Source organism: Alteromonas sp. IB21 (assembly GCF_016405965.1).
GTDB lineage: Bacteria > Pseudomonadota > Gammaproteobacteria > Enterobacterales > Alteromonadaceae > Alteromonas.
In genome coordinates this window covers 21,439-48,017 of record NZ_JAEFCD010000011.1, presented here as the reverse complement: position 1 = coordinate 48,017, position 26,579 = coordinate 21,439, and the positions used below count along the sequence as shown (strand labels likewise).

19 protein-coding genes and 1 pseudogene are annotated in these 26,579 nt (G+C 46.1%); 7 read left to right on the top strand and 13 right to left on the bottom strand.

What is annotated here, in order from left to right; translation table 11 throughout:
• Positions 1 to 220: 220 nt before the first annotated feature.
• The 4 genes from glmS to glmU all read right to left on the bottom strand — a co-directional run bounded on the left by glmS (position 221) and on the right by glmU (position 5,722).
• Entirely contained in the window at positions 221 to 2,053 is a 1,833-nt protein-coding gene (glmS, locus tag JC525_RS09455; protein WP_198815613.1) for a glutamine--fructose-6-phosphate transaminase (isomerizing), read from the bottom strand.
• 2 nt (positions 2,054 to 2,055) lie between these two features.
• On the bottom strand, positions 2,056 to 2,871 hold the full coding sequence (locus JC525_RS09450; protein ID WP_198815612.1) for a DeoR/GlpR family DNA-binding transcription regulator: 816 nt from the start codon (positions 2,869 to 2,871) through the stop codon (positions 2,056 to 2,058).
• 200 nt (positions 2,872 to 3,071) lie between these two features.
• Positions 3,072 to 4,112 (bottom strand): Gfo/Idh/MocA family oxidoreductase, encoded by a 1,041-nt coding sequence (locus tag JC525_RS09445; protein ID WP_198815611.1) that lies wholly within the window; start codon positions 4,110 to 4,112, stop codon positions 3,072 to 3,074.
• 251 nt (positions 4,113 to 4,363) lie between these two features.
• Positions 4,364 to 5,722: a bifunctional UDP-N-acetylglucosamine diphosphorylase/glucosamine-1-phosphate N-acetyltransferase GlmU gene (gene glmU / locus JC525_RS09440; protein ID WP_198815610.1), complete on the bottom strand. Its 1,359-nt coding sequence runs from the start codon at positions 5,720 to 5,722 to the stop codon at positions 4,364 to 4,366.
• Positions 5,723 to 5,955: 233 nt separating this feature from the next.
• Here glmU and JC525_RS09435 point away from each other — a divergent pair, with 233 nt between their 5' ends.
• Positions 5,956 to 7,377, top strand: coding sequence for a sensor domain-containing diguanylate cyclase (locus tag JC525_RS09435; protein ID WP_198815609.1), 1,422 nt, complete (start codon positions 5,956 to 5,958; stop codon positions 7,375 to 7,377).
• Between the two features lies 1 nt (position 7,378).
• Here JC525_RS09435 and JC525_RS09430 read toward each other — a convergent pair whose 3' ends face one another.
• From JC525_RS09430 to JC525_RS20230, 3 genes and pseudogenes are all read right to left on the bottom strand, one after another.
• Entirely contained in the window at positions 7,379 to 8,263 is an 885-nt protein-coding gene (locus JC525_RS09430) for a DMT family transporter (RefSeq protein ID WP_198815608.1), read from the bottom strand.
• Between the two features lie 75 nt (positions 8,264 to 8,338).
• Positions 8,339 to 8,830 carry a methylated-DNA--[protein]-cysteine S-methyltransferase gene (locus tag JC525_RS09425; RefSeq protein WP_198815607.1) on the bottom strand — a complete coding sequence of 164 codons (492 nt, stop codon included), beginning with the start codon at positions 8,828 to 8,830 and terminating at the stop codon, positions 8,339 to 8,341.
• 275 nt (positions 8,831 to 9,105) lie between these two features.
• Positions 9,106 to 9,273 (bottom strand): annotated as a pseudogene (locus JC525_RS20230) (Ada metal-binding domain-containing protein); the annotation flags it as partial.
• A gap of 246 nt (positions 9,274 to 9,519) precedes the next feature.
• On the opposite strand from JC525_RS20230, the gene JC525_RS09415 reads away from it, so the two are divergent.
• Complete coding sequence (locus tag JC525_RS09415; RefSeq protein WP_198815605.1) at positions 9,520 to 10,668, top strand: serine hydrolase domain-containing protein; 1,149 nt, start codon at positions 9,520 to 9,522, stop codon at positions 10,666 to 10,668.
• 64 nt (positions 10,669 to 10,732) lie between these two features.
• Here the strand turns inward: JC525_RS09415 and speA are convergent, their stop codons facing one another.
• The 5 genes from speA to JC525_RS09390 form a co-directional block, all read right to left on the bottom strand.
• Positions 10,733 to 12,643: a biosynthetic arginine decarboxylase gene (gene speA / locus JC525_RS09410; protein WP_198815604.1), complete on the bottom strand. Its 1,911-nt coding sequence runs from the start codon at positions 12,641 to 12,643 to the stop codon at positions 10,733 to 10,735.
• A gap of 156 nt (positions 12,644 to 12,799) precedes the next feature.
• Positions 12,800 to 13,225: an arginine decarboxylase gene (locus tag JC525_RS09405; RefSeq protein ID WP_198815603.1), complete on the bottom strand. Its 426-nt coding sequence runs from the start codon at positions 13,223 to 13,225 to the stop codon at positions 12,800 to 12,802.
• Positions 13,226 to 13,413: 188 nt separating this feature from the next.
• Positions 13,414 to 14,802, bottom strand: coding sequence for an NAD(P)(+) transhydrogenase (Re/Si-specific) subunit beta (locus JC525_RS09400; protein WP_198815602.1), 1,389 nt, complete (start codon positions 14,800 to 14,802; stop codon positions 13,414 to 13,416).
• Positions 14,803 to 14,813: 11 nt separating this feature from the next.
• Positions 14,814 to 15,095, bottom strand: coding sequence for an NAD(P) transhydrogenase subunit alpha (locus tag JC525_RS09395; protein WP_012520065.1), 282 nt, complete (start codon positions 15,093 to 15,095; stop codon positions 14,814 to 14,816).
• 2 nt (positions 15,096 to 15,097) lie between these two features.
• On the bottom strand, positions 15,098 to 16,255 hold the full coding sequence (locus JC525_RS09390; RefSeq protein WP_198815601.1) for an NAD(P) transhydrogenase subunit alpha: 1,158 nt from the start codon (positions 16,253 to 16,255) through the stop codon (positions 15,098 to 15,100).
• 541 nt (positions 16,256 to 16,796) lie between these two features.
• Between JC525_RS09390 and JC525_RS09385 the strand changes: the two genes are divergently transcribed.
• From JC525_RS09385 to JC525_RS09365, 5 genes are all read left to right on the top strand, one after another.
• Complete coding sequence (locus JC525_RS09385; RefSeq protein ID WP_198815600.1) at positions 16,797 to 19,703, top strand: TonB-dependent receptor; 2,907 nt, start codon at positions 16,797 to 16,799, stop codon at positions 19,701 to 19,703.
• 84 nt (positions 19,704 to 19,787) lie between these two features.
• Entirely contained in the window at positions 19,788 to 21,356 is a 1,569-nt protein-coding gene (locus tag JC525_RS09380) for a tryptophan halogenase family protein (protein ID WP_198815599.1), read from the top strand.
• A gap of 27 nt (positions 21,357 to 21,383) precedes the next feature.
• Entirely contained in the window at positions 21,384 to 22,127 is a 744-nt protein-coding gene (locus JC525_RS09375; protein ID WP_198815598.1) for a SapC family protein, read from the top strand.
• Positions 22,106 to 22,807 carry a DUF6445 family protein gene (locus JC525_RS09370; RefSeq protein WP_071960221.1) on the top strand — a complete coding sequence of 234 codons (702 nt, stop codon included), beginning with the start codon at positions 22,106 to 22,108 and terminating at the stop codon, positions 22,805 to 22,807. The genes JC525_RS09375 and JC525_RS09370 overlap by 22 nt, the downstream gene beginning before the upstream one ends.
• Positions 22,808 to 23,039: 232 nt before the next feature.
• Positions 23,040 to 23,222 carry a DUF6435 family protein gene (locus JC525_RS09365; RefSeq protein ID WP_020746822.1) on the top strand — a complete coding sequence of 61 codons (183 nt, stop codon included), beginning with the start codon at positions 23,040 to 23,042 and terminating at the stop codon, positions 23,220 to 23,222.
• 37 nt (positions 23,223 to 23,259) lie between these two features.
• On the opposite strand, the gene JC525_RS09360 is transcribed toward JC525_RS09365, so the two are convergent.
• Positions 23,260 to 26,424 carry a TonB-dependent receptor gene (locus tag JC525_RS09360; RefSeq protein WP_233095089.1) on the bottom strand — a complete coding sequence of 1,055 codons (3,165 nt, stop codon included), beginning with the start codon at positions 26,422 to 26,424 and terminating at the stop codon, positions 23,260 to 23,262.
• Positions 26,425 to 26,579: the final 155 nt, after the last annotated feature.

Below are 26,579 nucleotides of genomic sequence, written 5' to 3'. Positions count from 1 at the left end.
AGTAAGATGAATGAAGACGCGTTAGCGATAAGAGGATAAGAGGATAAGAGAGCCAGATTTCTCCGTCATTTACATGCTTTCCACAAAAAGCAAAAAGGCCTGATTTCGACATATTATCGATATCAAGCCTTAGCAATCGCTTGTAGATGAACCCAGCTTATGAAATCACGTTACAAGTTAGTGACATTAAGCGTTTTTCAAAAAGCGTTCAAAACTAACCCTATTCCACCGTAACAGACTTCGCCAAGTTACGCGGTTGGTCAACGTCCGTACCTTTAATTAACGCCACATAGTAAGACAACAACTGGAGCGGCAGCGTATAAATGATAGGTGCAATAGCCGCTTCGCAGTGAGGCACGTCGATAACACGCATGGTTTCGTCACCCGCAAACGCCGCGTCTTTATCAGCAAATACATACATGATGCCGCCACGGGCGCGCACTTCTTCAACGTTCGACTTTAGCTTTTCAAGCAGTTCGTTATTTGGTGCAACCACAATTACCGGCATTTCGTCATCGATAAGCGCAAGGGGGCCGTGTTTCAATTCACCTGAGGCATAGGCTTCAGCGTGAATGTAAGAAATTTCTTTAAGCTTTAACGCCCCTTCCATAGCAATAGGATATTGGTCGCCACGACCTAAGAATAAGCTGTGATTTTTATCAGCAAATTCTTCGGCTAAATCTTCAATACCGCCAGTAATTGCCAGTGTTTCTTCTAGCTTCGCCGGCAAGCTATGAAGCGCAGAAATAATGGCCTTACTGTCGGTTTCTGTCATGCCGTTCTCTTTACCCAGTGCTAGCGTAAGCATTAAGAAAGCAGCGAGCTGTGTGGTAAAGGCTTTGGTAGACGCCACACCTATTTCTGCGCCCGCGCGGGTCATAAACGCTAGGTCAGATTCACGAACCAGTGACGAGCCCTGAACGTTACAAATGGTCAAACTAGACATATAACCCAGCTCTTTTGCCAAGCGAAGCGCCGCTAACGTATCGGCTGTTTCGCCTGATTGAGAAATAGTAATAAGCAAGCTGTTTGGGTGTACCACTGACTTGCGGTAGCGAAACTCTGAAGCAATTTCTACGTTACAGGATATATTGGCATACTGTTCTAGCCAGTACCGTGCTGTCATACCAGCATGATAGCTAGTACCGCAGGCAATAATTTGTACGTGTTGAACTTTTTTGAATATCTCGTCAGCACCTTGACCAAAGACATCAACGGTAAGTCCGTTTTCATCAATACGGTCTTTCAATGCGTTGCGCACTACCGTTGGCTGCTCGTGAATTTCCTTAAGCATATAGTGGCGGTAACCCGCTTTATCGCCAGCATCGTGCTCGATGTTCGACTCAATGATTTCGCGCTCAACGGCATTGCCGTCTTTATCGAAGATCTTAACGTCGCGACGTGTGATTTCCGCCACGTCGCCTTCTTCTAAGAAAATAAAACGGCGTGTTACTGGCAACAATGCCATTTGGTCTGACGCAATAAAGTTTTCGCCAAGTCCTAAGCCTATAACTAGCGGGCTGCCCGAACGTGCAACCACTACGCGGCTTGGATCTTCCTTATCCATAATCACTGTGCCGTAAGCACCATGGAATGTCTTAACCGCACTTTGTACTGCATCTAGAAGGGGCTTACCCGCTTTAAGCTCTTCATGCACGGTGTGTGCAATGGTTTCCGTGTCGGTGTCGCTAGTGAAGGTATAGCCTTTTTCTTTTAACTGCGCTTTTAGATTTACGTAGTTTTCAATAATGCCGTTGTGAACAACGGCGACGCGCTCGGTAGAGAAGTGAGGGTGAGCGTTTGCTTCAGTTACACCACCGTGGGTCGCCCAGCGAGTGTGCGCAATACCTGTTGAACCTAGCGCTGCACCTTCTGCTACCGCGTCAGCCAGCTCTTGTACCTTACCTGTACGACGAATACGGGTGAGGGTACCGTCGTTTTGCAATAGCGCCACACCGGCTGAGTCATAGCCGCGATATTCGAGTCTTTTTAACCCTTCTAGAAGAATTTCTACCACGTTACGTTCAGCAACAGCGCCAACAATTCCACACATAATTATTCTCCACTCGGCGCTGCAATAAGCACGGTCACGCCCTGATTTTCAATATTAAGTTTGTCTTCATCACTAATGCCTTCATCAGTGATTAAAACAGAGATGTTTTTCCAGCTCAGCTCTAGGTTAGGCATTTTATGGGTGAGTTTTTTTGAGCTGGCTAATACCACCACTTTACTGGCCGCCGCGGCCATCGCGCGAGTAACACCAATTAGCTCGTTAAAGGTGGTGGTGCCTCTGTTTACATCTATGCCCGCAGCGCCAATAAACGCAATATCAAAACTATAGGCACTAACTAACTGTTCAGCCATGGCGCCTTGAAAGGACTGAGACTGTGCATCCCAGGTTCCCCCCACCATCAAAACAGTAGGTTCATTCTCGCATTGGGTAAGAAAATTGGCGGTAGATAGTGTATTGGTCATTACCACCAAGTCATCGAATTGTGATAAATGGGGCAACACTGATGCGGTTGTAGAGCCGCAATCTATAACTAACTTGCTGCCTGGTTTCACCAAGCTTGCTGCTCGTTGACCTATGGCATTTATTGTCGAGCTAGCAGCCTGATTCGTGAAACCATTTAAGGTGGTGGATTGATAAGATTCAGTGTGTGCGGCTGTAGCTATAGCCGGTACGGGTACTGCGCCACCAAACTGACGAATAAGCAAACCTTGCTGGGAAAGGGCGGCTAGATCTTTTCGGATAGTCACTTCAGACGTAGCAAAACGCACGGCCAAATCTTCAACGTGCGATTGGCCATGTTCTTTTACCCACGCCACTATCTGCTGGCGGCGCTGTTCAACTGACTTACTACTTTTCAATACAACCTCGATGCTCTTGCGGACTTCTCGTTAAACCTTCCCGTAAGCATTGCTCCAATTGAGCACAAGCCGTTGAAAAGTCGACCGAAGCCGCCGCAAACACGCTTTCAACCTTCAAGCCATAACTTTCAAAACGAAAGATATAAATTTTAAAGTGAAAGCATCGTAAGTTAAATTGAAATGTTGATCAAGGTAATTGTTTAATTAAACGTCAGCGATACCTTTTGGGCACTCGCTGTTATAGCTAGCTCGATAACTTTGATAACAGGTATAACCGTACTCGCATCTGCTGGCGAGAATTTACCGTCTTCAATAGCATGAGCAAGACGATTGAAGAACGTGATATATTCGCCTTTTAGCGTTGCAACCGTTTCTTCCACTAGCTCGCCGCTTTCGTTGGTAAAAGCTAATACGCCATTTTCCTTGTTATTGGTTAGGGCCCAATTCTCATCATCAAAAGACAGACCTGCTCGCAGCTGATCTTCTTGAGGGTCTAAATAGAATTTTCGAAAGCTGCCTTTTGTACCTTGCAAATCGTAACGCAGTGTTGCCCCCGCTTGGAAGGCTGAGCTGCCTAGCTTCACAACCTTGTCACTGTAATGAAGCGTCACATCGAACGTATCATCTGATTGCCCATTTTCGCGCAATGTCTGTATGCTTGCCGACACTTCTTTCGGCTCGCCAAAAAGCTGCAAAGCTTGGTCGATTAAGTGGGGGCCCAAATCCCAGAATATGCCGCTGCCAGGCCCTGCATTTTCACGCCATCTGTTGCGTGGAATGGGGCGAAAACGATCAAAACGGCTTTCAAGGCGTCTAATTTCACCAAGACGTCCATCATCAATTAGCTTTTTAATAGTAAGAAAATCACCGTCGAAGCGCCTGTTGTGATACACACACAGCTGTTTATTCTGCGCGTTAGCGAGGTCAACCAAGGCTTCTGCTTCTTCACTGTTTAATGTGAAAGGTTTTTCTACCAACACATGACAACTGTGCTCTAACGCTACCCTCGCTTGCTGGCTATGAAGATGATTAGGGGTGGTAATGATCACTAAATCAACATCGTGAATTTTTAATGCTTCTTCTAACGAACTGTAGATTTCTGCGTGAGGCAGCACCGCTTTGACCGCATCCGGTTTTGACGAAATAACCACATCTACAGAAAACTGCGGTAGATAATTGAGAAAAGGTAAATGAAAGGTGGTTGCAGAAAATCCAAAGCCAACCAGTAAAGTAGATATCATTGTAGCTCCTTTTTAGATAGCTATTTAAAGGTAAGTGAATACACACTATAAAAGAGATAGAGTGATACATCGGCCAGAGGTTCATTATTTTTCAGCACCGCACTTGCGAATGCCTGTGAAAAATAGAGGGGACGATACTCTTGACTGGATTGCGGGCTAAACCAGTTTGTTTTTAAATAATAATGCTGGGGAAATGGGCTAACAGAATGTTTTGTACTTCTGTTAAGCCCATTAGAAAGCGAGGGGTGCTTTTATTTTTTCGTCGGACGCGGCCAGTTCGGAATATTGCGCTGTTTACCACGTGCAACAGCCAAAGCGTCGTCGTCTACCGTTGAGGTGATCACTGAACCCGCCCCCACTGTTGCTCCTTTACCGATGTTTACAGGTGCTACAAGTGACGAGTTCGAACCGATGAAAGCATTTTCACCGATCACTGTCTTTGATTTATTCACGCCATCATAGTTACAGGTGATGGTGCCTGCACCGATATTGGCTTTAGCACCTACTTCGGCATCGCCCAAATAGGTTAGGTGATTAGCTTTTGCGCCTTCACCTAATACCGCTTTTTTCATTTCAACAAAGTTGCCTACTTTGGCATTTTTTTGCATAACGGCGCCTGGTCGTAGTCTGGCGTATGGCCCTACTGTACAACCCTCTCCAACACTCGCTTCTTCGACTATAGAATTTGGTTCTATAACAGCGTTATCGGCAATAGTGCAGTTGCGTAGAATACAATTAGCGCCAATGATAACGTTATTGCCAAGAGTAACCGTACCTTCAACGATGACGTTCACGTCTATAACCACATCGTTGCCGTTATCTAACTGTCCGCGCAAGTCAAAACGAGCAGGGTCTAATAGTGTTACACCATTAGTCATTAATTCGTCAGCGTGGCGACGTTGAAGTGCACGTTCCAGGTTTGCCAGCTGTAACCGGTTGTTCACACCTTCCACTTCAACTGCAGATTGAGGCTGAGCAGACTGGATACGCTTGCCTTCTGATGCTGCCATTGCAATTACGTCGGTGAGATAGTACTCGCCTTGCGCATTATCATTACTTAATTCACCTAACCAACGTTTGAGGTCTGATCCGGACATCATCATCATGCCCGTGTTGATTTCTTTGATTTCACGCTGTTCATCAGTCGCGTCTTTGTGTTCTACGATAGCCGTTATATTGTCGTTTTCACGAATGATGCGCCCCATACCTGTGGGATCATCCAAGTTCACGGTAAGCAACGCTAAATCGCAGTTTTCTTTTGCAGCCTTCAACGCACTCAGGGTTTCTTCACGAATAAGTGGTGCATCTCCTACAAGAATCAATACATCTTCATTGTCTTTGATATGCGGAGCCGCTTGTTGCACTGCATGGCCTGTTCCCAACTGCTCGGCCTGCAAGCACCAGTTCAGATTCTCCTCAACGACCGTTGCCTTTAGCTGGTCGCCGCCATGACCGTATACTAAATGAATGCTATCAGCGCCGAGCGACTTAACCGTATTAATAATGCGCTGTACCATAGGTACGCCGCCTACCTTGTGTAAAACCTTAGGTAACGAAGACTTCATGCGAGTACCTTTACCCGCCGCTAAAACAACCACTGAGAAAGCCATATAATTCCTTTATTTCGCAAAGAGAATGAAAATCGGAGCATAGTGTAACCAAGGCCCACCAATATGTCAGCGATTGATTCACTTCGAGGTCCGACCGGACGACTTCACATTGCGCTTTTACGCTTCGTTATTTAGTCTAAACTTACGGTGAGCCACCTAGTAGTTCATAATTGCAACGGGTATACTCGCAGTCTTAGGTAAGGTTCAGTCAGGCAAGGGAGCATGCGCAGTCTGTGAACACATTTCGTACATTACATAGAAGTATTTTGGTGTTATTTGCGGTAGTGGTTATCGCAATCGTAACACTTGTCCATTTCAGTATTTCAAAAATTGTTGCCGAGCAAAGCCGCGCGCAACAGCAGTCGTTGTCGCCTGCAATTTCATTAATTGTAGAGCAATTGCTGAAACCTCTGCACATATCAGACGCCCTTGGTCACTCTACCGAGTTGGTAGAACTTATGAATGGGGAAACCATTGATAAAGACGCGGTATTCAAAACATTGGATCGACTTGAAAATGAGTTTGGCCTATCGTTTTTTATCGCTGCGGAAGCCGATAGAAAACAATACAATTCTGACGGCAGCATTATCAATCTCATTGAAGGCGAAGTTAGCTGGTATTTTAAGTATCGTGATTACCCGGCAGATGCGGTAGCAGACATTGGCAAGTGGGAAGACACCCATTTCTATATCGATATTAAAATTCACGATGAAGACGGACGATTCTTAGGCTTTTTCGGTGTAGGCAAAAGTCTGCGCAGCTTTATCGAGATATTTGACACTTACAAGCAAGAGTATGGCTATGACTTTTTGTTTGTAGACGGTCAGGGAGACATTATGTTGTCCTCCGATCCCAGCCTAATCGCCTCCTATTCAGACTTTACCAATTTATCTGAGTTACCATGGTATGCGAGCCTTCCACTTGTTGTTCAAAACGAACAGGCGTTAAACAATAAGCTCGTCACAATCGACCAAAAAGACTTCCTCATTGCAGAGGTAAAACTCAACCAGTTTGGTTGGACCGTCTTCCTGTTGAGCCCGCTTGAAGATCGCCAAGCAGAAATTTCTCAAGCCTTTATTTTCAGCGTGGTGACCTTATTAGTTGTCGTGTTTTCGTTATTCCTGCTGATTTACAACTTGCTCTATTACTTCAGAAAAGACATGCAGCCAGATCTGGTAGTTCGTCACAGCAACCGGCTACCAGAAAAAGACAATTTGCAGCTTATCTATAAAACCTTGTTAGCTGAGCACAAGTCATTGAGCGTAATGCTGATTAGCGTAGATGAATTTTCAGATATCGTTGATGCGCATGGACGCAACGTAGGTGATGATATACTCGATAAGCTAGTCTCTTACTTGGCAGAACATTTAAGAGAGCAGGATATCTTAGGCAGGTGGAGCAGCGCTGAGTTTCTTATTTTACTGCCGCAAACAGGTCCTCATGTAGCGTTTGATATAGCTCAAAACCTTCGCCACGGCATAGCGACATTACCACCATTACAAGAGTTACCGGACCTCGTGATCACGGCATCTATTGGGCTTTCCTTTACTGCATCGCCTCGGGCTATGCACGAGGTCACGGCTCACGCTGAAGACGCGCTGTATCAGGCTAAACGCGACGGAAGCAATCTAGTAAGAATGCAGCTTATCGACTAATTCACGCAGGCTTTACTTTAAGGCGTTTTCGTTTGAGAACGCCTGTTGTTAACGCTACACCGAATAAAATCATTAAACCGCCCACAATGGTCTGCAAAGACAGATGTTCTTGTAAAAAAAGTACGCCCCAGATAATACCAAACAGCGGTACTAAGTAAGCCACTGTAATGGCCTTGGCTGGGCCGATATCGGCAATGAGCTTAAAATATAAAATATAAGCAATGCCTGTTCCACCTACGGCCAATGCCACGGCATTTAGCCACGCATTAGCGCTTGGCATAGCTTCAGGTAAAGTAGCAAGAGCAAAGGGCGCGAGCATTACGCTGGCCATGGCCTGACTTCCCGTCGCCACCACCAAGGGCTTTACCCCTTGCAGCCATTTTTTCATCATACAGGCCGCAATACCGTATCCCGTCGTAGCAAGAAGTGCCGTAAGAATAGGCAAAAAGCTGACATCTCCCTCGCCTAGCTTTTGCTGGCTAATCACAGTAACACCGATAAAACCCACAAAAAGGCCAGCTATTGCTGATTTATTCAGTTTGTCACCGAGCCAAAGCCAAGCCACAATCGCGCCGAACATGGGCGCTGTAGCGTTTAAAATGGCGTTGACTCCAGCCTCTAAATGCAAACTACTATAGTTAAATAACACAAAGGGAACGGCGGTATTTGCCATTCCTACTAGCGCTATGGCAAACCAATGATGCTTAATCTCTCGCACCGAGCCGCGTATCAACAGTAAAGGCAATAACACCGCAGTTGCTAGCAAGGTACGTATTGCCACCAACACATAGATGCCAAATTCTGGGGCAGCCACCCGCATAAAAATAAATGAGCCGCCCCAAATACCCGCTAAAACTAAAAGCGAGATAATGTCTCTTATTGCCATTCTCTTGTCACCATTCTTTTATGACTCACTCTCTTATGACCATTCTTGTATGGCCATTCTCTTATGACCATTCTTTTATGGCCAGAGCACCCCTTGGGCCCCTTCTAAATTCAATAAGTATTGCTTACGCGGTAAACCACCTGCGTAGCCGGTTAGGGTTTTGTTGCTACCAATTATACGATGGCAAGGCACTATAATCGCAATAGGATTGCGACCATTTGCCATACCAACGGCACGCACCGCTTTTGGATTGCTTATGGCATTCGCAATATCTAGATAACTGGCCGTTTCCCCATAAAGTACTGACTGCAACGCTTTCCACACTAAATGCTGAAAACGGGTTCCGTCAGGAGCCAGAGGTAGGTCAAACTCACGTAATCTTTTTTCAAAATAGGCGTTAAGTTGCCTGCACGCTTCTTTCGTTATGGCGTTACTATTCTCTTCGGTGCCAAACGCTACGTCTTCGTCTTTATGTGACGCTACAAATTGAACGCCGGTTATTCCCGAGTTATTGGCATTTACTCTAATCGGCCCTTCGGGACTGTTTACAAAGCTCGTAAATATCATGGTTATAATTCTTTTTGCTGGTTACTTAGTTGCCACAATTGAAGGGTTAAATAACTGCGCCATGGCGCCGCTTTATCCGGTTCAATTGGATACTGGGCTGCCATTTTACGTACGATCAAATCACCATTCAGATAAATATCAGGGTTTCGCTCACCCCGCATCTTTAAATAATCGAGAGTCCAATGCCCAACTCCCTTGATTGCTAGTATCGCTTCGTGGCTTGGGTTATTGCCGTCTAAAAATAAACCTGCAAAATGGCGTACCGCCTCTTTTCTCGCCTGCGTGGCATATTGATAGTAGGTGACGTTCTCTTCAAGGGGTAAACGTGCTGGGCAGATAGGCCTGCAAAAAATGCCGGTTGTTTTTACCGCAACGAAAAAGCGGCCATCAAAGCGAGGATCACGACTAAGTCTGGCTTTTGAGAAAACACTTTCATCTAACAGAGATGTTATTGAAGCAGCACTGTCTGCCATAAACTCGCCATGTGTTGTTACAGGTTAATCAATGCAGATAAGTGTATCGTCAATTAAGAAATTAAGTGCGACAAAATCAGAACTGAATAAAAAACTAATTAGTGACCACGAATAGCGACATTTGATCATTAGAGCGGCTAAACGCATAATAACGCGATAATAATAATGAACGCCTGGTGGATTTCTTTTTAACCCGCTGGCATAACGAGTGACTGTATGCTGAACTCTCTGCGCTTCTTGCTGTTGCGCCTGTCTCATTGCTGGCTAGTAGTTATGCTGCTGGTTGCTTCACAAAGTGTAGCCGCTGACTGGCTGGATGATTACGCCAGCCATGTGCAAAAAGAAGCGGCCAAATACAATGTGCCCGGGTATGCTTTTGTTTTTTATGAGCAGGGCAAAGCCCCACGGGTTTATGTATATGGGAAGACCCAAAAAGCTGGGGGTGAGAAAATTACGCCAGACACCGTATTTCGCTTAGCCTCGGTATCAAAAACGTTTACGGCATTACTTTCCGCAAAGCTTGTTGAAAAAAAGCAGCTAAACTGGGAAACGCCCATCACCACATTGCTACCTGATATTCCTTTCAAAGGAAAAGGTATGGGAGCACTACAATTACAACACATTGTTGGCCAGTCTAGTGGCTTCATGCCAAACGCCTACGACAACCTTATCGAAGCAGACTACTCACTAGAACGGGTTCTCAAGTCATTAGGTGAGCTTGAACCCTTATGTGAGCCAGGCGAATGCTACACCTATCAAAATGCCCTATTTGGTGCATTAGAGTATTACTTTAGTAACAACAACACCTCTTATTCTCGTCAGCTTCAAGCCAACTTGTTTGCGCCACTGGGGATGAAAACTGCTAGCGTCGGCAAGGGAGGGTTGCTTGCCTCAGACTCCTGGGCTCATCCTCATATCGCCATCGCAAGAAACAAATGGCGTGAAGGAAAAGTGGAGAGTAACTACTACCGGTTTTCTCCAGCGGCGGGCGTGAATGCCAGCATTTCAGACATGACGATATATTTACAGGCGTTGCTTGGAGAATTCCCCACCGTTGTTTCTGAAGAGATGGTCGACTATGTCACCACCGAACGGGTAAAGACAAAAAGGGAAACTTACAGAAGAGGCTGGCGCGGTTTGATTGATGATGCGCACTATGGATTAGGCTGGCGTGTTTATGACTTAAATGGCGTGAAGCTCAATTATCACGGCGGTTGGGTGAAAGGTTATCGCGCCGACGTAGCATTTTCACCCGAACACAAAGTCGGTTACGTAATGCTAATGAATGCAGAGTCTAATATGATTAATTCAACGACTGCCGAACTGTGGAAACGCTATTTGAAAGAAGCCGATACAGATATTTAATATCAGTATCGGCTCAATAAGCCTGTTGACCCTATACGCAGTAACAGAGCACAATCCACGGTTGTTACTGTTTAAGGTAAGTGTAACCTTCTAAACAACTTTCGTAGAAGTCAGTCCATCGTACGCCTTCTCGAGGGTTCAATTTTCCATCCCACACTTGCTTGTCGATAAGACGCTTCACGTCTGACGCCATTGCGCGTGGGTTGTACTGCATGATGTTCAATACATCTTCTACCGATGAGCCCTTCACCACTTCTTCAATATAAAAGTCTTCAGGGTCATCATCATAGCTGTAAATATGCACCTCATTTAACCGACCAAATAAGTTGTGCATATCACCCATTACGTCTTGATACGCGCCCGTTAAGAAAAGCCCCACATAGTAAGGTTCGTCTTTCTTGAGCGGGTGCATAGGCAGTATGTCGGTAATTTCACGACCGATGGTAAACTGGTCAATCTTACCGTCACTGTCACAGGTAATATCCACTAACGAGCAATTAATCGTGGGCTCTTCGTTCATGCGCGTTAACGGCACTACGGGCAGAAGCTGGTCGATGGCCCATGTATCCGCTGCCGACTGAAAGACAGAGAAATTACACAAATACTGAGACGACAGGCTGTAGTCTAGTTCTTGCAACTCTTCTGGTACATACTCTGCGTTGCGATACCACTGCTGTAACCGACCCATAATTTGCCAGTACAAGGTTTCTATTTTTCCGAGTTCTTCTAGCGACAACACTCGCAGCTTAAACGCATCAAGCGCTTGCTCTTTATACTGAGACGCGTCGTTATAAATCTCATGCATATTTGTTTGTTCATCAAACGTATCTGCAAGTTCACGCATGTTTTTCAGGAAGAAGTGCTCGCCCTCGGCTGCCGATGTGTCCATGTGCGATGCGTTAGACTTAATCTCACCCACAATCTCAGTGATAACACAGCTATGGTGTGCAGTGATAGCCCGACCGCTTTCGCTAACAAGGTGTGGATGTGGCACACCTTCTAAATCACACATTTCTTTCATGCCGTAGACCACGTCTGCAACATATTCTTGCATGCTGTAGTTGCGTGAAGACTCATTGGTTGAGTTACTGCCATCGTAGTCGATGCCCAAGCCACCACCTACGTCTACATAGTCGAGCTCGAAGCCCATTTTATGAAGATCGGCATAAATACGCGCACCTTCGGTGATCGCTTCTTTTACCGCGCGGATATCAGTCAACTGGCTACCAATATGGAAGTGAAGAAGCTTCAAGCAATGCGCCATGCCTTGCTCTTCTAAGTAGCGCGCTGCGTTGATAATTTCCGTGATAGTCAAACCAAATTTCGCACGTTCGCCACCAGAACTTTCCCATTTACCACGACCTTTCACTGTCATTTTCGAGCGCACACCAATGATAGGATCGATGTCTAGCTCTTTTGCTATTTTTACCAGCAGAAGAAGCTCGGTGTACTTCTCGACAACCACGACAACCCGGCGGCCTAGCTTTCTGCCTAATAGGGCAAGACGCATTACTTCATCGTCTTTATAGCCATTTAATATCGTCAGCGACTCTTCGTTAGTGTTCATAGCAAGCACAGTGAGCAACTCGGCTTTTGAACCCGCTTCTAAACCGTAGTTAAAAGGTTTACCGGCATCGACGATTTCTTCAACGACTTCGCGCATTTGGTTAACTTTAACCGGGTATACGCCTTGATACTGGCCTTGGTATTCAGCTTCTTCAATAGAACTTCTGAATGCTTTATTTAAGCCTGCAACTTGCGAACGTAGGATATCGTGGAAACGAACAACGACGGGGAATTGAACGCCTTCTTTGCGGATATCTTCAATCACCGAATTAAAGTCGATTTGAATGCTAGGATCTTCAGGAACAGGGGTTATATGGACATTGCCGTTTTCACCAATTTGAAAATAGCCACCACCCCATTGAGATACGCCATAGACGCGCTCCGCTTCTTCGATGCTCCAATCTGACAATTTATTCACCTATTTGTAAGTGGGCTAGGCTACTACCTAGCAGAGAAAGTGCGAAAATAAGCTGCGTATTATAGACAACGAAGGACTGAACGCGATAGTAGTTGCGACGTAAAATATCTATTGTCGCGACTAATTTTGTTTATCGAACAAGCGCCTTTAAAGCGCTATCCATGATCGAACATACTCCATAACCACGTCATCCGCTTTATCTTCACAGTGCGTTATAAAATCTGAAACGTTCTTAGTACGGAATAGTGTAAATCCCAGTTTAGTCGAAGGTGAATTAAAAAACCTTCTAGCAATATGTTCGGCGTCTGTCTCATCATTTTCTAACCACAGTTCGCTTAACTGGTTTCGCCTATCTAACGTTATGGATGATTTAATTTGGTTGAAATTATCTGATTTAGGTATTTGCCAGCCGCGCATATCTACGAATAAGTGAAAAGGCCTACCTTGCCGAGCTTTTAAGCTTTCCGAGAGCTTGGCAAGATATTGGATGTTGGTAGACATTGTCCACTTACCGCGAAGCGCCACCAACATACAGTTTCTAAACTGCTCTATCTGAAAGGGAGTCGTAGACATGTCTTCCTGAACCTCTTCGTCTCTATGCCGTGTTTCACTACTTCGCTAGCGACATACTAGAGATGAAAGGTCTGGATCTCAATTAAAGATGTATACTTTACAGTTAAGTTTAATACACTTTAAAAATAAAAGGCCTGGTTTTGAGCAGGCCTTTTAAATCACATTAATAATGTCAGAAGCACGTAGTTTTAATCGTCTCCAAACTCGCGAATGATGCTGTTAATAGTGTCTTTCGCGTCACCTAGCACCATGCGCGTGTTGTCTTTGAAAAACAGCGGGTTATCAACACCAGCAAATCCAGCATTCGCAGAGCGTTTTAATACAAAGACGGTCTTAGCACGGTATGCCTCAATGACCGGCATTCCATAGATGGGGCTGCCTTTCATTTCCTTCGCGGCTGGGTTAACAACGTCGTTAGCGCCAATAACAATGACCACATCGTAGTTTTCCATGCGTGGGTTAACATCGTCCATTTCGTATAGCTGATCGTAAGGAACGTCGGCTTCGGCAAGCAACACGTTCATGTGCCCAGGCATACGCCCTGCTACCGCGTGAATAGCGTAATCAACCGTACAGCCGTTTTCTTCTAGCAACGATTGAAGTTCGCGCACAGCATGCTGCGCTTGCGCAACCGCCATACCGTAACCCGGTACAACCAGCACCGCTTGCGCTGCTTCCAATACGTAGAAGGCATCTTGTGCAGACAGTACCTTAATTTCACCTTCAATCTTTTCACCCGCCTCCACTGGCTTAGCAAAGCCAGACAGAAGCACATTCATCAAGGAGCGGTTCATCGCTTTACACATAATGTTGGTAAGAATGAGCCCTGAAGCCCCTACTAATAAGCCCGTAACGATAAGTATGGTATTGCCTGTAGCAAGACCCGCTGCACACGCCGCCACACCTGAATAGCTATTTAGCAGCGCAATAACCACCGGCATGTCTGCCCCGCCAATGGAGATAGTAGCCCACAAGCCGAAGCTTAAAGACAACGCAATCGCACAGTAAATCCATACGGGGTTACTTGGGTCGGTAGTAAAGAAGTAACCTATAACCACCATACCGATTAAGTGCAAAACACTAAGTTCGCGAAGCCCGGTGAAAATCACCGCTTTTGAGCTCATTTTGCCCGACAGTTTACCCCACGCCACAACCGAGCCAGAGAAGGTAACGCCCCCCACTAAAATAGTGAAAAACAGGGTGATAAAGGTAAACGCGCTTTCGGTTTTAAGGGTGATCAGACTCATGCCTGCTAACGTAGCCCAACCCAAAAGCAATGACGCTGCGCCGCCAAAGCCGTTAAATAGCGAGACCATTTCAGGCATCGCCGTCATTTCAACGGTCTTGGCTTTCCACGCACCAAATGCACCACCAATAACAAAGCCTAAAAGGATAAAGTGATAACTGATGATTTGCTGGTCGAGAAGGGTAACAACTACAGCAACCAGCATACCAATAGCCGATATAAAATTACCTTTTTTCGCCGTATCAGGATGGCTAAGTAATTTAAGGCCCAGTATGAATAGTGCCGCTGCCACGACATACGCAAGATTTATTACGGTTACGATATCATTCACTTGCGTACTCCTTATTTTTGTTTTTTCTTAAACATGCCAAGCATGCGGTCGGTCACAAGATAGCCACCCACCACGTTTATGCTCGCCAGCGCCACAGCTGCCGTACCCAGTATCGTAGTGAGCAGGTTGTTATCGCTACCCGACGCGGCTAATGCGCCAACCAGCGTGATACCAGAAATGGCATTAGAGCCCGACATCAAGGGCGTGTGCAGCGTTGCAGGCACTTTTCGAATTAACTCAAAACCCAAAAACGCTGCCAAAAGCACAATGAAAAGTAGGTAAATGATTTCCATGATTAGGCTCCTTTGTATGCGTTGTTGAGCATATCGTTGATAATATTGCCGTCGTGAGTTATCACACAACCTGCGAGAATGTCGTCTTCTAAATTCAAACCAAAGGTTTTGGTTTCATCGTCAAAGAATTCGTCAATCAAGTTATAAATATTGTTGGCATACATATCGGTTGCAGCTCTGGCAACAAACTGACTCCAGTTGCCGTTACCAATAATGGTCACACCATTAATTTCAACGGTTTCGCCTGCCACAGAGCCTTCTACGTTTCCACCTGACGTCGCCGCCATATCAACCACCACACTGCCAGGCTTCATGAGTGCGAGCGTGTCTTTCGAAATAAGCACCGGTGGTTTGCGACCAAATAACTGTGCCGTAGTAATAACAATGTCTGAATCGGCAATAGCGTCGCGCTGTGCTTCTTGCTGCTTCGCTTTTTGTTCGTCAGTCAGTTCTTTCGCGTAACCGTCTTTGGTTTGACCGGTTTCGCCAATATCAATTTTTAAAAATTTCCCACCCAGCGACTCTACCTGCTCGGCAACAACCGCTCGGGTGTCGTAAGCAAGCACGTTTGCCCCTAAGCGCTTCGCGGTTGCAATAGCTTGTAGACCCGCTACGCCTGCGCCAATGATAAATACCTTCGCTGGTTTTATTGTTCCAGAGGGCGTCATCATCATAGGTAATATTGATGGCAGCTTATTCGCTGCCTGCATTACCATCACGTAACCAGCAAGGCTTGCTTGAGAACTTAGTGCATCCATTTTCTGAGCACGTGAAGAACGGGGGATCATCTCTACAGAAATAGCGGTTAATCCCTTCTCTGCAATAGACTCTATCAGCGGTTGCTGAAAGAAAGGGTCAAGATGGCCTACCACGACGGCCCCTTTTTTCATCAACGCTAACTGCGCATCAGAGGGTTTATTCACAGCGACCAGCATATCTACGGTTGATAACGCCACATTCACGTTATCAATAATAGTTGCACCAGCTTCTTCGTATTCTTTATCTGAATAACCTGCGTGCAACCCCGCTCCTGCTTCAAGCAGTAGCGTTGCTCCCTTTTTCACCAGGCGTTGTGCGCTGCTTGGTGTAGCTGCGCATCGCTTCTCCACATTATTTAGCGGATCTGGCGCTTTTGACTCATTTAAAATTATGATTTTCACACGCTTCTCCTCACATTCCGGCTATCTGAGAATGACACTCTTTAAACACGACCAAGTCATTTTATTCACTTATGCCTAGCATTCCCTCACGAAATTAAAAGCAAATCACGCAATGTTTGCTTTTATTTCACCTTAAATAACACCGCTTGTTTCGCTTATTTTTCAAGCGAGAGTAAGGCAAAGCTACGCTATAAGCACATACACCACTAGTATCTTTTGCTTACGAGTCATAACTAATATTTATATAGAAATGGCATACATAAAATAAATGGAGCAGATTATTATACATTAACCTTATGAATATGAGTTTATTTGTACAAAATTCAAACAAACGTAAAGGTGAGAAGTGTCTGTCTCCGGTTAACAAACAACGTCACGAGAGCACCTTTAACTTAACAATTTAAAAAAATGTTAAATAAATTTGGGGGATTTTACATATTGCGTCGTCTTGATGAATTAACAGCGACATGCTGCGAAATAAAGCGTTGTGGGGTGCACACCACAAAGCACATTAAAATTAACCATTAGGACACACACCATCATGTATAGGAAAACCAAGCTTGCATGCTCAGTGGCAGCAGTTTTAGCGTCGGCTATTTCTGCCAATAGTGCATTTGCCCAAGACGCGCAACCCAATAATGACGTAGAAGTGATTGAGGTAAGTGGTATCCGTTCATCGGTTGCAAAATCAATGGATGTTAAACGCAGCTCCGCCGGCGTAGTTGATGCCATAAGTGCCGAAGATATCGGTGACTTCCCTGATACCAACTTAGCTGAATCACTACAGCGTATTACCGGCGTCTCTATCGACCGCTCTGGCGGTGAAGGTCAGCTTATTACCGTGCGTGGCTTTGGCCCCCAATTTAATACGGTATTGGTGAATGGCCGTCAAATGGCGTCAGAAAACGACTCGCGCGCTTTTAGCTTCGACACGATAGCTTCTGAGTTAGTAAGCAGCCTAGATGTACATAAAACGTCAACAGCGACTATGCAGTCTGGTGGTGTGGGCTCAACGATTAACATAAATACCGCACGCCCATTTGCGTTAAACGGTTTTAAAATGGCGGGTTCGGTAAAAGGCGTGTACGACGAAAATAGCGAAGAAACCACGCCCCAATTCTCTGGCCTTATCAGCAATACTTTTAACGACGATACCTTCGGTGTATTGCTTGCCGTCTCACACCAAGAGCGTGAAACTCGCTTAAATCAGGCGCAAATGGACGGCTGGTTAGAAAACGTTGGGGTGCCAAACCCCGTTACTCAGTCAGGCGAAGCCTGGACAGGCAATGTATTTTCACCGCGCAACTACGATCACAAAGTGACGTTTGAAGAACGTACCCGCACAAACGCTAACCTTGTATTCCAATATGCGCCTAACGACCAACTGGTTGTAACTGCAGACGCACTGTACTCAGATTTTGACGTAGAATCTGAAGCGACGTCGTACGGCCACTGGTTTACTGCACCAAATCTTCAAGGTGTGGGTGATGATGGAAGCTTGTTCGATGAAAACGGCAATCGCCGCAGCCCAACAGTGGATGCAAACGGTACTATTGTCGACTTGTACCAAGAGGTGGGTTTGGCGACAGATATGCACGCCAAAACGTTCGATCGTCTAACTGATACTTATGCCATAGGTCTGAACTTTGATTATCAGTACTCAGATAACTTAAACCTATCATTCGATTTAAGTCATTCAGAAGCCGAGCGCGAAGCCAACAACGGCGGCGGCGATCAGCTATCACTTATTGGCTATGCCAACCGCGTACGTTTCCAAGTAGACGACAATATCCTGCCTGTTGCAAGCATGTTCGCCTCGCCTAATGGCAATATTTATAGCGGCCAACAAGAGCTAGATGGCGCGATTGTTACAGGTCCTGACGGCTTCCCTATTTACAATCCAGCACTTACGCCTGATGGTGTCAGTAATCACCTTGATGAAGCTAACAGCCGCGCCCACGTTATGCTGCGCCGCGGATGGGCAGTAGAAGACGAAGTGAGCCAACTGCGATTTGACGGTGAGTACGTAACCGACGGCAGCGGCTTAACCGAAATTCGCTTTGGTGCACAATACAGCACCGAAACCAAATCACTTACCCGTTGGGACAATGAAGGTGTAGGCATACACTGTACTTACTGTGGTTATCCAGATTTACCGGAAATACCAGCAGGTAGCCAATACGTTTTTGACGCGGGTAGCGATTTCCTTTCTGACGTAAGCGGAAGCGGCCGTATGCCAACCTCTTGGCTTGCCCATGATGGCGAAGCCAACTTTGCGTTTTTAGAATCTTACTATCAAAGCGTAAACGGCGAATCTATTAGCTTTGATGCAGTACGCCGTAACAATAGCTTTGAAGTTGAAGAAGACATTCTCTCTACCTACATAGAGTTCGATTTTGAAGGCGAAGTAGCCGACATGTTCTTAAGCGCAACTGCAGGCGTGCGCTATGAATCAACCGACGTCACGGTTAACGGAACGCAAGCGCCAATAACGGGCTTAACCATTCTGGATCAAACCGAAATGCTCGCGGGCTTTGGTGATGCGCAAAGTATTGCCACTGAGTCTGATTACGACGTTTTGTTGCCTAACTTCAGCGTACGCTTGGAAATTACCGACGACCTAATTGCGCGCTTTGCGGCAAGTTCAACCATTACCCGCCCCACGCTAAACAGCATGTCGCCGGTAACGGTAATTACGACTACCCGTCAAGGTGGTGACTTAACCTCTACCAGTGGTAATCCTGCGCTAGAGCCGTTTAAGTCAGATAACTTAGACTTGTCGCTTGAGTATTACTACGACGAAGCAAGTTACGCTTCAATTGGATACTTCAGAAAGCTTGTATCAAACTTTATTGTTAATAGCCAAGAAGACAAAACTTTCGAGCTTGCTGACGGCAGCCTGCTAACAGACCCATCTACAGGAGCTAACGCCAGTGCGCCAGATGCGGGCGACGCCGTGGCGGTGTTTACCAATACGCTACCCAATAACGGTGAAGACGCAACGGTAGATGGCTTCGAACTTGCGCTTCAACACACCTTTGATAACGGTTTTGGTGTACTGGCCAACGGTACCATTGTTGACAGTGATGCCGAGCTAGACCCGTTCGATATTAATCAAGTATTTGCGCTAACCGGGTTAAGTGATTCTTACAACTTGGTGGCATTTTATGAAACTGACGACTATCAAATTCGCCTTGCCTATAACTGGCGTGACGAGTTTGTTCAGTCGTTGACACAAGGGCAGGGTGACGGCCCAACCATTGTTGAGTCTTATCAACAGCTTGACATTAGCGGTAGCTACAGCGTGACAGACAATGTAGAAATCTTCTTTGAAGGTATTAACCTTACAGAAGAGTTTGTACATAAACGCGGTCGCTTCTCTAATCACTTGCTGTTGGTTGAAGACAGCGGCAGACGTTGGGCCTTCGGTGTGCGCGGAAACTTTTAGTTTCGCGTAATTGGGGCCGGCATTTGTTGGCCCCACATTCGTGGCTACCCTTTGGTAGCCACAGTTTTTATTCAGGAACACAGTATGACAACAGCAACTCCCATAACGCACATTGTAGTAGTCGGTGGCGGCAGCGCAGGGTGGCTTACGGCTGGTCGTATTGCAGCGCAGCATCAGTGCGCTACCCGCAAAGACATTAAAGTAACCTTAGTAGAAAGCCCCAATGTGCCTATTATTGGCGTGGGTGAAGGCACCTGGCCTACCATGCGCTCTACGTTAATTGCATTCGGTATTAGCGAAACTACATTCATCAAAGAGTGTGACGCCACATTCAAGCAAGGCGCAAAGTTCGCTAAATGGACCACTGGTGAAGAGAGCGATTTTTACTACCACCCTCTTATGCTGCCGCAAGGGTTTTCGCAAACAAATTTAGGCCCTTACTGGCAGACGGTAGCACCAGAATTAAACGAATCTTTTTCCCATGCTGTGTGTGTACAAGAAGCAATATGCGAAGCAGGCTGTGCACCTAAAAGCATACGCCACGCAGAGTTTGCAGGCACCGCAAACTATGCTTATCACCTAGACGCAGGAAAATTTACCGCCTTTTTAACCAAGCATTGCACTGAAAAATTAGGCGTACAACATGTGCTGGCCGATGTTAACCACGTCGAAAGCTTTGATAGCGGCGATATTAAAGCCCTTCATACCGAGCAAGGTGTGACAGTAGAAGGCGACCTTTTTGTTGACTGTACCGGCTTCAAGTCTATGCTGCTTGGCGAACACTACAAGGTACCGTTTATTCCCTGCGACGATGTGCTTTTTATCGACCGCGCGTTGGCAGTACACGTACCTTACGACACGCCACAAAGCCCTATCGCCTCACACACTATTTCCACCGCACAAGACGCCGGTTGGATTTGGGATATTGGTTTGCAGTCGCGCCGTGGCGTAGGCCACGTCTATTCCAGCAGGCACCAAAGTAAAGATGACGCCTATGCTCGCCTAGACACATACGTTCGCCAAACCAGTTCTTTAAATGGTATAGACGATATAAACGTAAAAGATATCACCATTCAAAGCGGACACAGACAGCGCTTTTGGCAGAACAACTGCGTGGCGGTTGGTTTAGCGGCGGGTTTTCTGGAGCCTTTGGAAGCCTCGGCCCTTGTACTGGTTGAATTATCGGCCTCAATGATTGCCGAGCAATTGCCAGCAAACCGAGCTGTGATGGATATTGTGGCGAAGCGCTTCAACGACACGTTTTCTTATCGTTGGCAGCGAATTATCGACTTCTTAAAGCTGCATTACATGCTGAGTAAGCGAGAAGACAGCCCATTTTGGCGAGACAATCGCGATAGCCACACCATTCCTGACTCATTAAAAGAATTACTTGCGTTGTGGCAATACCACCCGCCTAGTGACAAAGACTTCACCAGCAATAATGAGGTATTTCCTGCGGCAAGCTATCAGTATGTGCTGTACGGTATGGGCTTTACCTCTCAGCTAGGTACGCATCAGCAGTGGGTAAATGCCGACTTTGCCAAACAGCAGTTGATGCAGAACAGGAAAGCGCGCAGCATGGCGGTGGAGAAACTGCCTAAGCATCGCGAGCTTATCAATAAAATTCACCAATTCGGCCTGCAGGCCGTTTAACAGTAAAACAATAAAAAGGACTGGCGTATGACAAACATGGTTGCCATTAATAACAAGCTGCATTCAGGCCTTAAAGTGACCGACGACGCATTATCCCTAGGGGCCAATCAGCACCTTGTGCCGGTAGTGGTGTCAGAGCTTAGCAAACTTATCGTGCACTACCCCGTAGTCATTACCAAATTCAATGATTCTGGACAATTTGGCTTATCTGCCTTGCTAGGTTTTGAAGAAAACGAAAACCTCTTTTGGCAGCAAGGTGAATGGGATGCAGTTTATATTCCCGCGCAGTTTGAACGCTTGCCTTTTTATGTAGGAACAGAAGCACAAGGCGCTGACAGCAGTGACCGGGTGCTGTGCATTGATATGGATAACGCTTCCGTAAGCGAAGAAAAGGGAACGCCGCTTTTTGATAACACAGGAGAGCCCAGCAATTATTTGTTAGAGAAGCAGCAAGTACTCGCCCAGCTTCTTGACGGTGAAACGCAAAACCAACACTTTATTGCTGCACTACAACAGCATAATCTTATTACACCGCTTACCCTGGATATTACCTTTGAAAACGAAAGTAAAACGTCTATAACAGGGTTATATACCATTGACGAAGATAAGCTAGCCGCGTTAAGCGCTGACGCGATTGCCGATTTACATGCACGACACATGCTGCAAAGCATTTACACGATGGTAGCGTCGAACGCACAAATCTATGCCCTTATCGACAAAAAGAACAAGGCGAATAAAAACGCAGACGCATGGTTTCAAACTACGAATTAATAAGGGTTGGCGAGAGCGCCACCCCCGTTGTTGTAATTGATGATTTTATCCCAGACCCGCATGGCTTGGTTGAGACCATAGCCAGTCATCATCAATTCATAAAACGAGAAGGCGATTTTTACCCTGGCGTGAGAAGTCACGCACCTGTGGGGTATGAAGCACACCTAAACACCTCGTTACCCGCACTTTTCAGCCAGCTTGTTTCGCATAATGATATGCAGGATGTTGGGGTAGAAAAGCCGCCACAGATAGCGTTAGTACAACTATCTATTGCTAATCAAGACCCAAAAAGTCTATCGCCCATTCAATGTATTCCGCACATTGATACGCAAAAGGATAACGAGTGGGCATTGGTGCACTATCTTTTCAACGACCCCTTGGGCGGCACCGCATTTTACCGGCATATTGAAACCGGCTTAGAACGCGTTGATGCAGCCCAGTACGAAGGTTATTTCAAAACCTTAAAACGCCAGGCCACCACCGTCGGACTGCCGCCTAAAGCCTATATCAATGGTGATTCCGCCATGTTTACTCAAATTGGCCGCATTGCGCCTAAATACAATCGCGCCGTATTGTACCCCGCCAACCTGCTACATAGTGGGTGTTTACCCAACGATATTTCGGGCGCTGTTGATGTAAAAAAAAGCAGATTAACCGCAAATGCCAGTGTTATTTTTTAACCCGTAGCTTCACTTATTTAAGGCCAAAGGCTGCTACTGAAGCCTTATTAGTAGCAGCATTCGCATCAACCTTTGTCTGTTTGAACCTGTTAAACATGAAGGTTTGTTCACGAAAAAAGGTGATCGAAAGCAGCTGTCTCAACGTTAAGTCGCTAACAATCGTTTTAAGCGCGCCTACTTAGCCCCCTTTCTTTTAGGGCGCGTTTCAGCACTTTTTTCTAGGATTATGAAGATGTTTGGACTATTTAAAAGCAACCCATCAAAGAAGATGCGCAAGCAGTATGACGCCTTGCTTGAGAAAGCCATGCATGCCCAGCGAAACGGTGACATAAAAACCTATTCTTTGCTTACTGCCCAATCTGAGCAACTGTGGAAAGAAATAGAAGCGTTAGAAAAGGCTTCACCGAAAAGCTAAGACGCCAAGCGCTGTTAGCGTCGCATGCAAGATACACTCAGTAAGTAATGTTAACGCCTAACGCATAGCGGGCTCCAGCATCTTGCACTAGTAAAAGGTGGTTACTGAATCTGCCACGTTTATGCACGGTTTCGTTGGTAATATTTATGCCTTCAAAAAATACCGCGACCTTCGGGCTGAACTGGTATGAAATGCTCATATCCCATTGCTCGTAAGGACTCACAAAGGTGGGCTCGGTGCTCTGCGTTTGATTAAGTGACTGTAAAAATCCCTCTCGCTGATTCCAGGCCACACGCCACTGCAGGGCGTCCTTCTCGTAAAACAGCACCATATTTTTCGCGCCAGATAGCCCAGTAAGCGCAAAGGTTGAACGAATGTTGGCGGTATCTAACTCTGCGTTACTGTCTACAAAGCTCGCATTGGCCTGTATTCCCCACCCTGACTCGCCAAACAAATGCTGCATTGCAATCTCGACGCCTTCAACCGTTGCCGATTCGCCGTTGCGAGGAGATATTACGGAAAATTGCGCTAACGCATCAGCATCGTCAGCCGCGTTTGGATCTGCGCCTGTACTAGGGTCGGTCACGTTATTAAAGGTTTGTGTACTGCTCTCATTAACAATAAAATTATCTACCGTTTTCCTAAAATACCCCGCCGATAGATAGCTATTTTCCTGGTAGTAGTGCTCAATGGCCACATCAATGTTTTTTGCTTCAAAGGGCAATAGCTGTGCATTGCCTATACGAGCTCGCAAGTCTCCCCCTTGTCGCGTAGTGGTATAGGTAACACCTGGCGCCATTTGCTCTAACGTTGGGCGAGTAAGACTGTGATTATATGCTCCGCGAAATACCCAGCTATCTAACCAACTGGCCTTAACGCTCACACTCGGCAAAAAGTTGGTATAACTTGATGTTTCATCAATACTTACTGACGCACCAAACTCTTGCCCCAGCTCGGTTTGATCTAAAATAACCAACGCAGATAGCTGCTCGTCAACACCACTAACCGCGACGTCGGTATATTCAGTGCGAAGCCCTGCATGCACATCAATAAACCAAGGCGCATAATCCTTTTCAATGGCGGCTTGAATATACCCCGCATACACCGTTTCTTTAACCGCGAAAGAACTGCCTCGTGTTTCAGCGGCTAAACTGACATTCCCAGCGTTCTCCAGGTAATGAAACAGCGTATCGCCATCGTGCCGCAGCCACTGATGAGGAATATTTTCATGCCCACTTACCGACCCGAGAAAGTCGTCGCCTGCATCAAATAGGGTTTGAAAGCTATCTGGAATATCTGGTGAATCGAAGTAGCCACAAAAACTGCAGTGCCTCGCATCCGCTTCGTTATCTCTTCTTTCATTGGCTTTTTCTCGCTGAGTTAACGCAGCGCCAACGTCAATTTTACTGAACCAGTTCTCATCACCAAGCACACTTACGTTGATTTTTGCTTGGCCTATATCATCATCAATACTCCATCCTCGGCGCAGCATAACGTGGGAACGGCCGTTGGCTGGGTCTAAATAGTGGGACACACCCACAGCCTCCCCAAGGGCATTGACCTGACGCGGGTTGACTTGTTCAAAGCCCGATATAGCGGGCAGAATATTTTGCTGAGTATGGTCGAAGGAAGAACGATTGAGATAACCGATAAGCGAGAGTGAATTGCCCTCTCCGTTATTGTCATCGACATTGGCCATTGAGTAAGACAAATCAGCATCGACAATTACTCTATCGCTTGCGATATAGTTTGCTGCAAAACCGAAGCTTTTTAAGGTCGATGAACGGTTAAATGTACGGGCGTGAAAGTCGGTGGCATGGCCACTGTTTTGTGAGAAAGCCACCGCCGTGCCGTTTTCATCAACCACAACATCTTCTAAGTTACTTGAAGTAAACCAATGCCCCATCGAGGTTGCCGAGGTCTCTACATCAAATGTCGACCCCAAATAATCGGCGGTAAGCTCTAGCTTGTTGGTAGGCCGATATTGTAGAACGAGTGCAGCGCCCGTTCGAGTTCTATCGTCGAAGCGCACTCTTTGATCGTAATTTCTAGGCACATACAGCGTAGATGCTTCGTTAGATAGCTGATTTTCGGGTACGTTAGTATTTACCAACCAGCCATCGATCTGGGCTTCCTCTAGCCTAGCCTGCCGTTTGTGTTGGGTAAATGAGGCTAATACGCCAAATGAATTGTCTAAATAAGTGTTGCTAAACATAGCAGAAGTAGAAGGCGCATATTGTTGCGAATTGGTATCGTACTGCATTTTGACGCTACCTGCTGCCCGCATCCCTTTAAACGACAGGGGTTTTGCCGTTTGAACATCAATCGTTGCGCCAATGCCGCCCGATTGCATAGTCGCTTGGCTTTGCTTGTGTACGGTTACACTACTGACGATTTCAGAGGCTAGTGTGTCAAAGCTGAACTCACGCCCAAGTTTATCGGTTGCCATGGGCCTACCGTTTAGCAGAACCCGGTTAAATTCAGGCCCAAAGCCTCTTACTGTAACGAGCTGCCCTTCTCCTTCTGCGCGGTCAATAGACACCCCGGTAACTCGCTGCAGCGCCTCAGCCAAGTTTTGATCGGGAAACTTGCCCATATCTACCGACTGAATGGTGTCAATAATAACGTTTGCATTGCGTTTAATGCCAACCGATTGCGCGACCCGTGCGCGCAACCCCCTCACTTCTATGTATTCGATATCGTAACTGCCTTGTGCATCAGGGACTGTTACCAAGCTATCGTCTTGTGCAGTAATGACGCTTAAAAGGCGACCGAGTAAGTGACTATTCTTATCCCTATCACCAGTAGACACTATTTTAATGCGGGTACTATCTATGATTTCAGCACCAAGGCCTGTTCCCAACAAAAGCTTTTCAATAGCAGCTTTGGGCGTATAGTTACCACTTACTTCATTAGCAGAAATATGCCTTACTTTATTGAAAGGGAATATAACGGTTAGGTTCGCTTGATTGGCAAAGGCGATAATCGCGCCGTCTGCGCTTTGAGCAGGGATAGTAAAATCTATGGCCGGTAGCGGTGACGCGTCCTGAGCAATCACCTCATCTTGTTGATGGGGCACTACTGACTGCGCACTACTTGAATAGCTTGTACCCAACGACACCATACAAAGCGCCACCGTTAAAGCCTTGGGCTTAAAAGGTAGCATGATTAATGAGTTGTTTGGGTTATTAGCCGCAGGCATATTTGTACTTACGCTACTGTTGTTATGATTTTGGGGGAGTTTTGACGCGCCTGCGTCATTCTACTCTCTTTTGAATGCTGTTGTTGTAAACCAGCGACGCATTATATACAACCTATTAACAAATTTATTTTTTAGCGATAACGATTAAAATACTG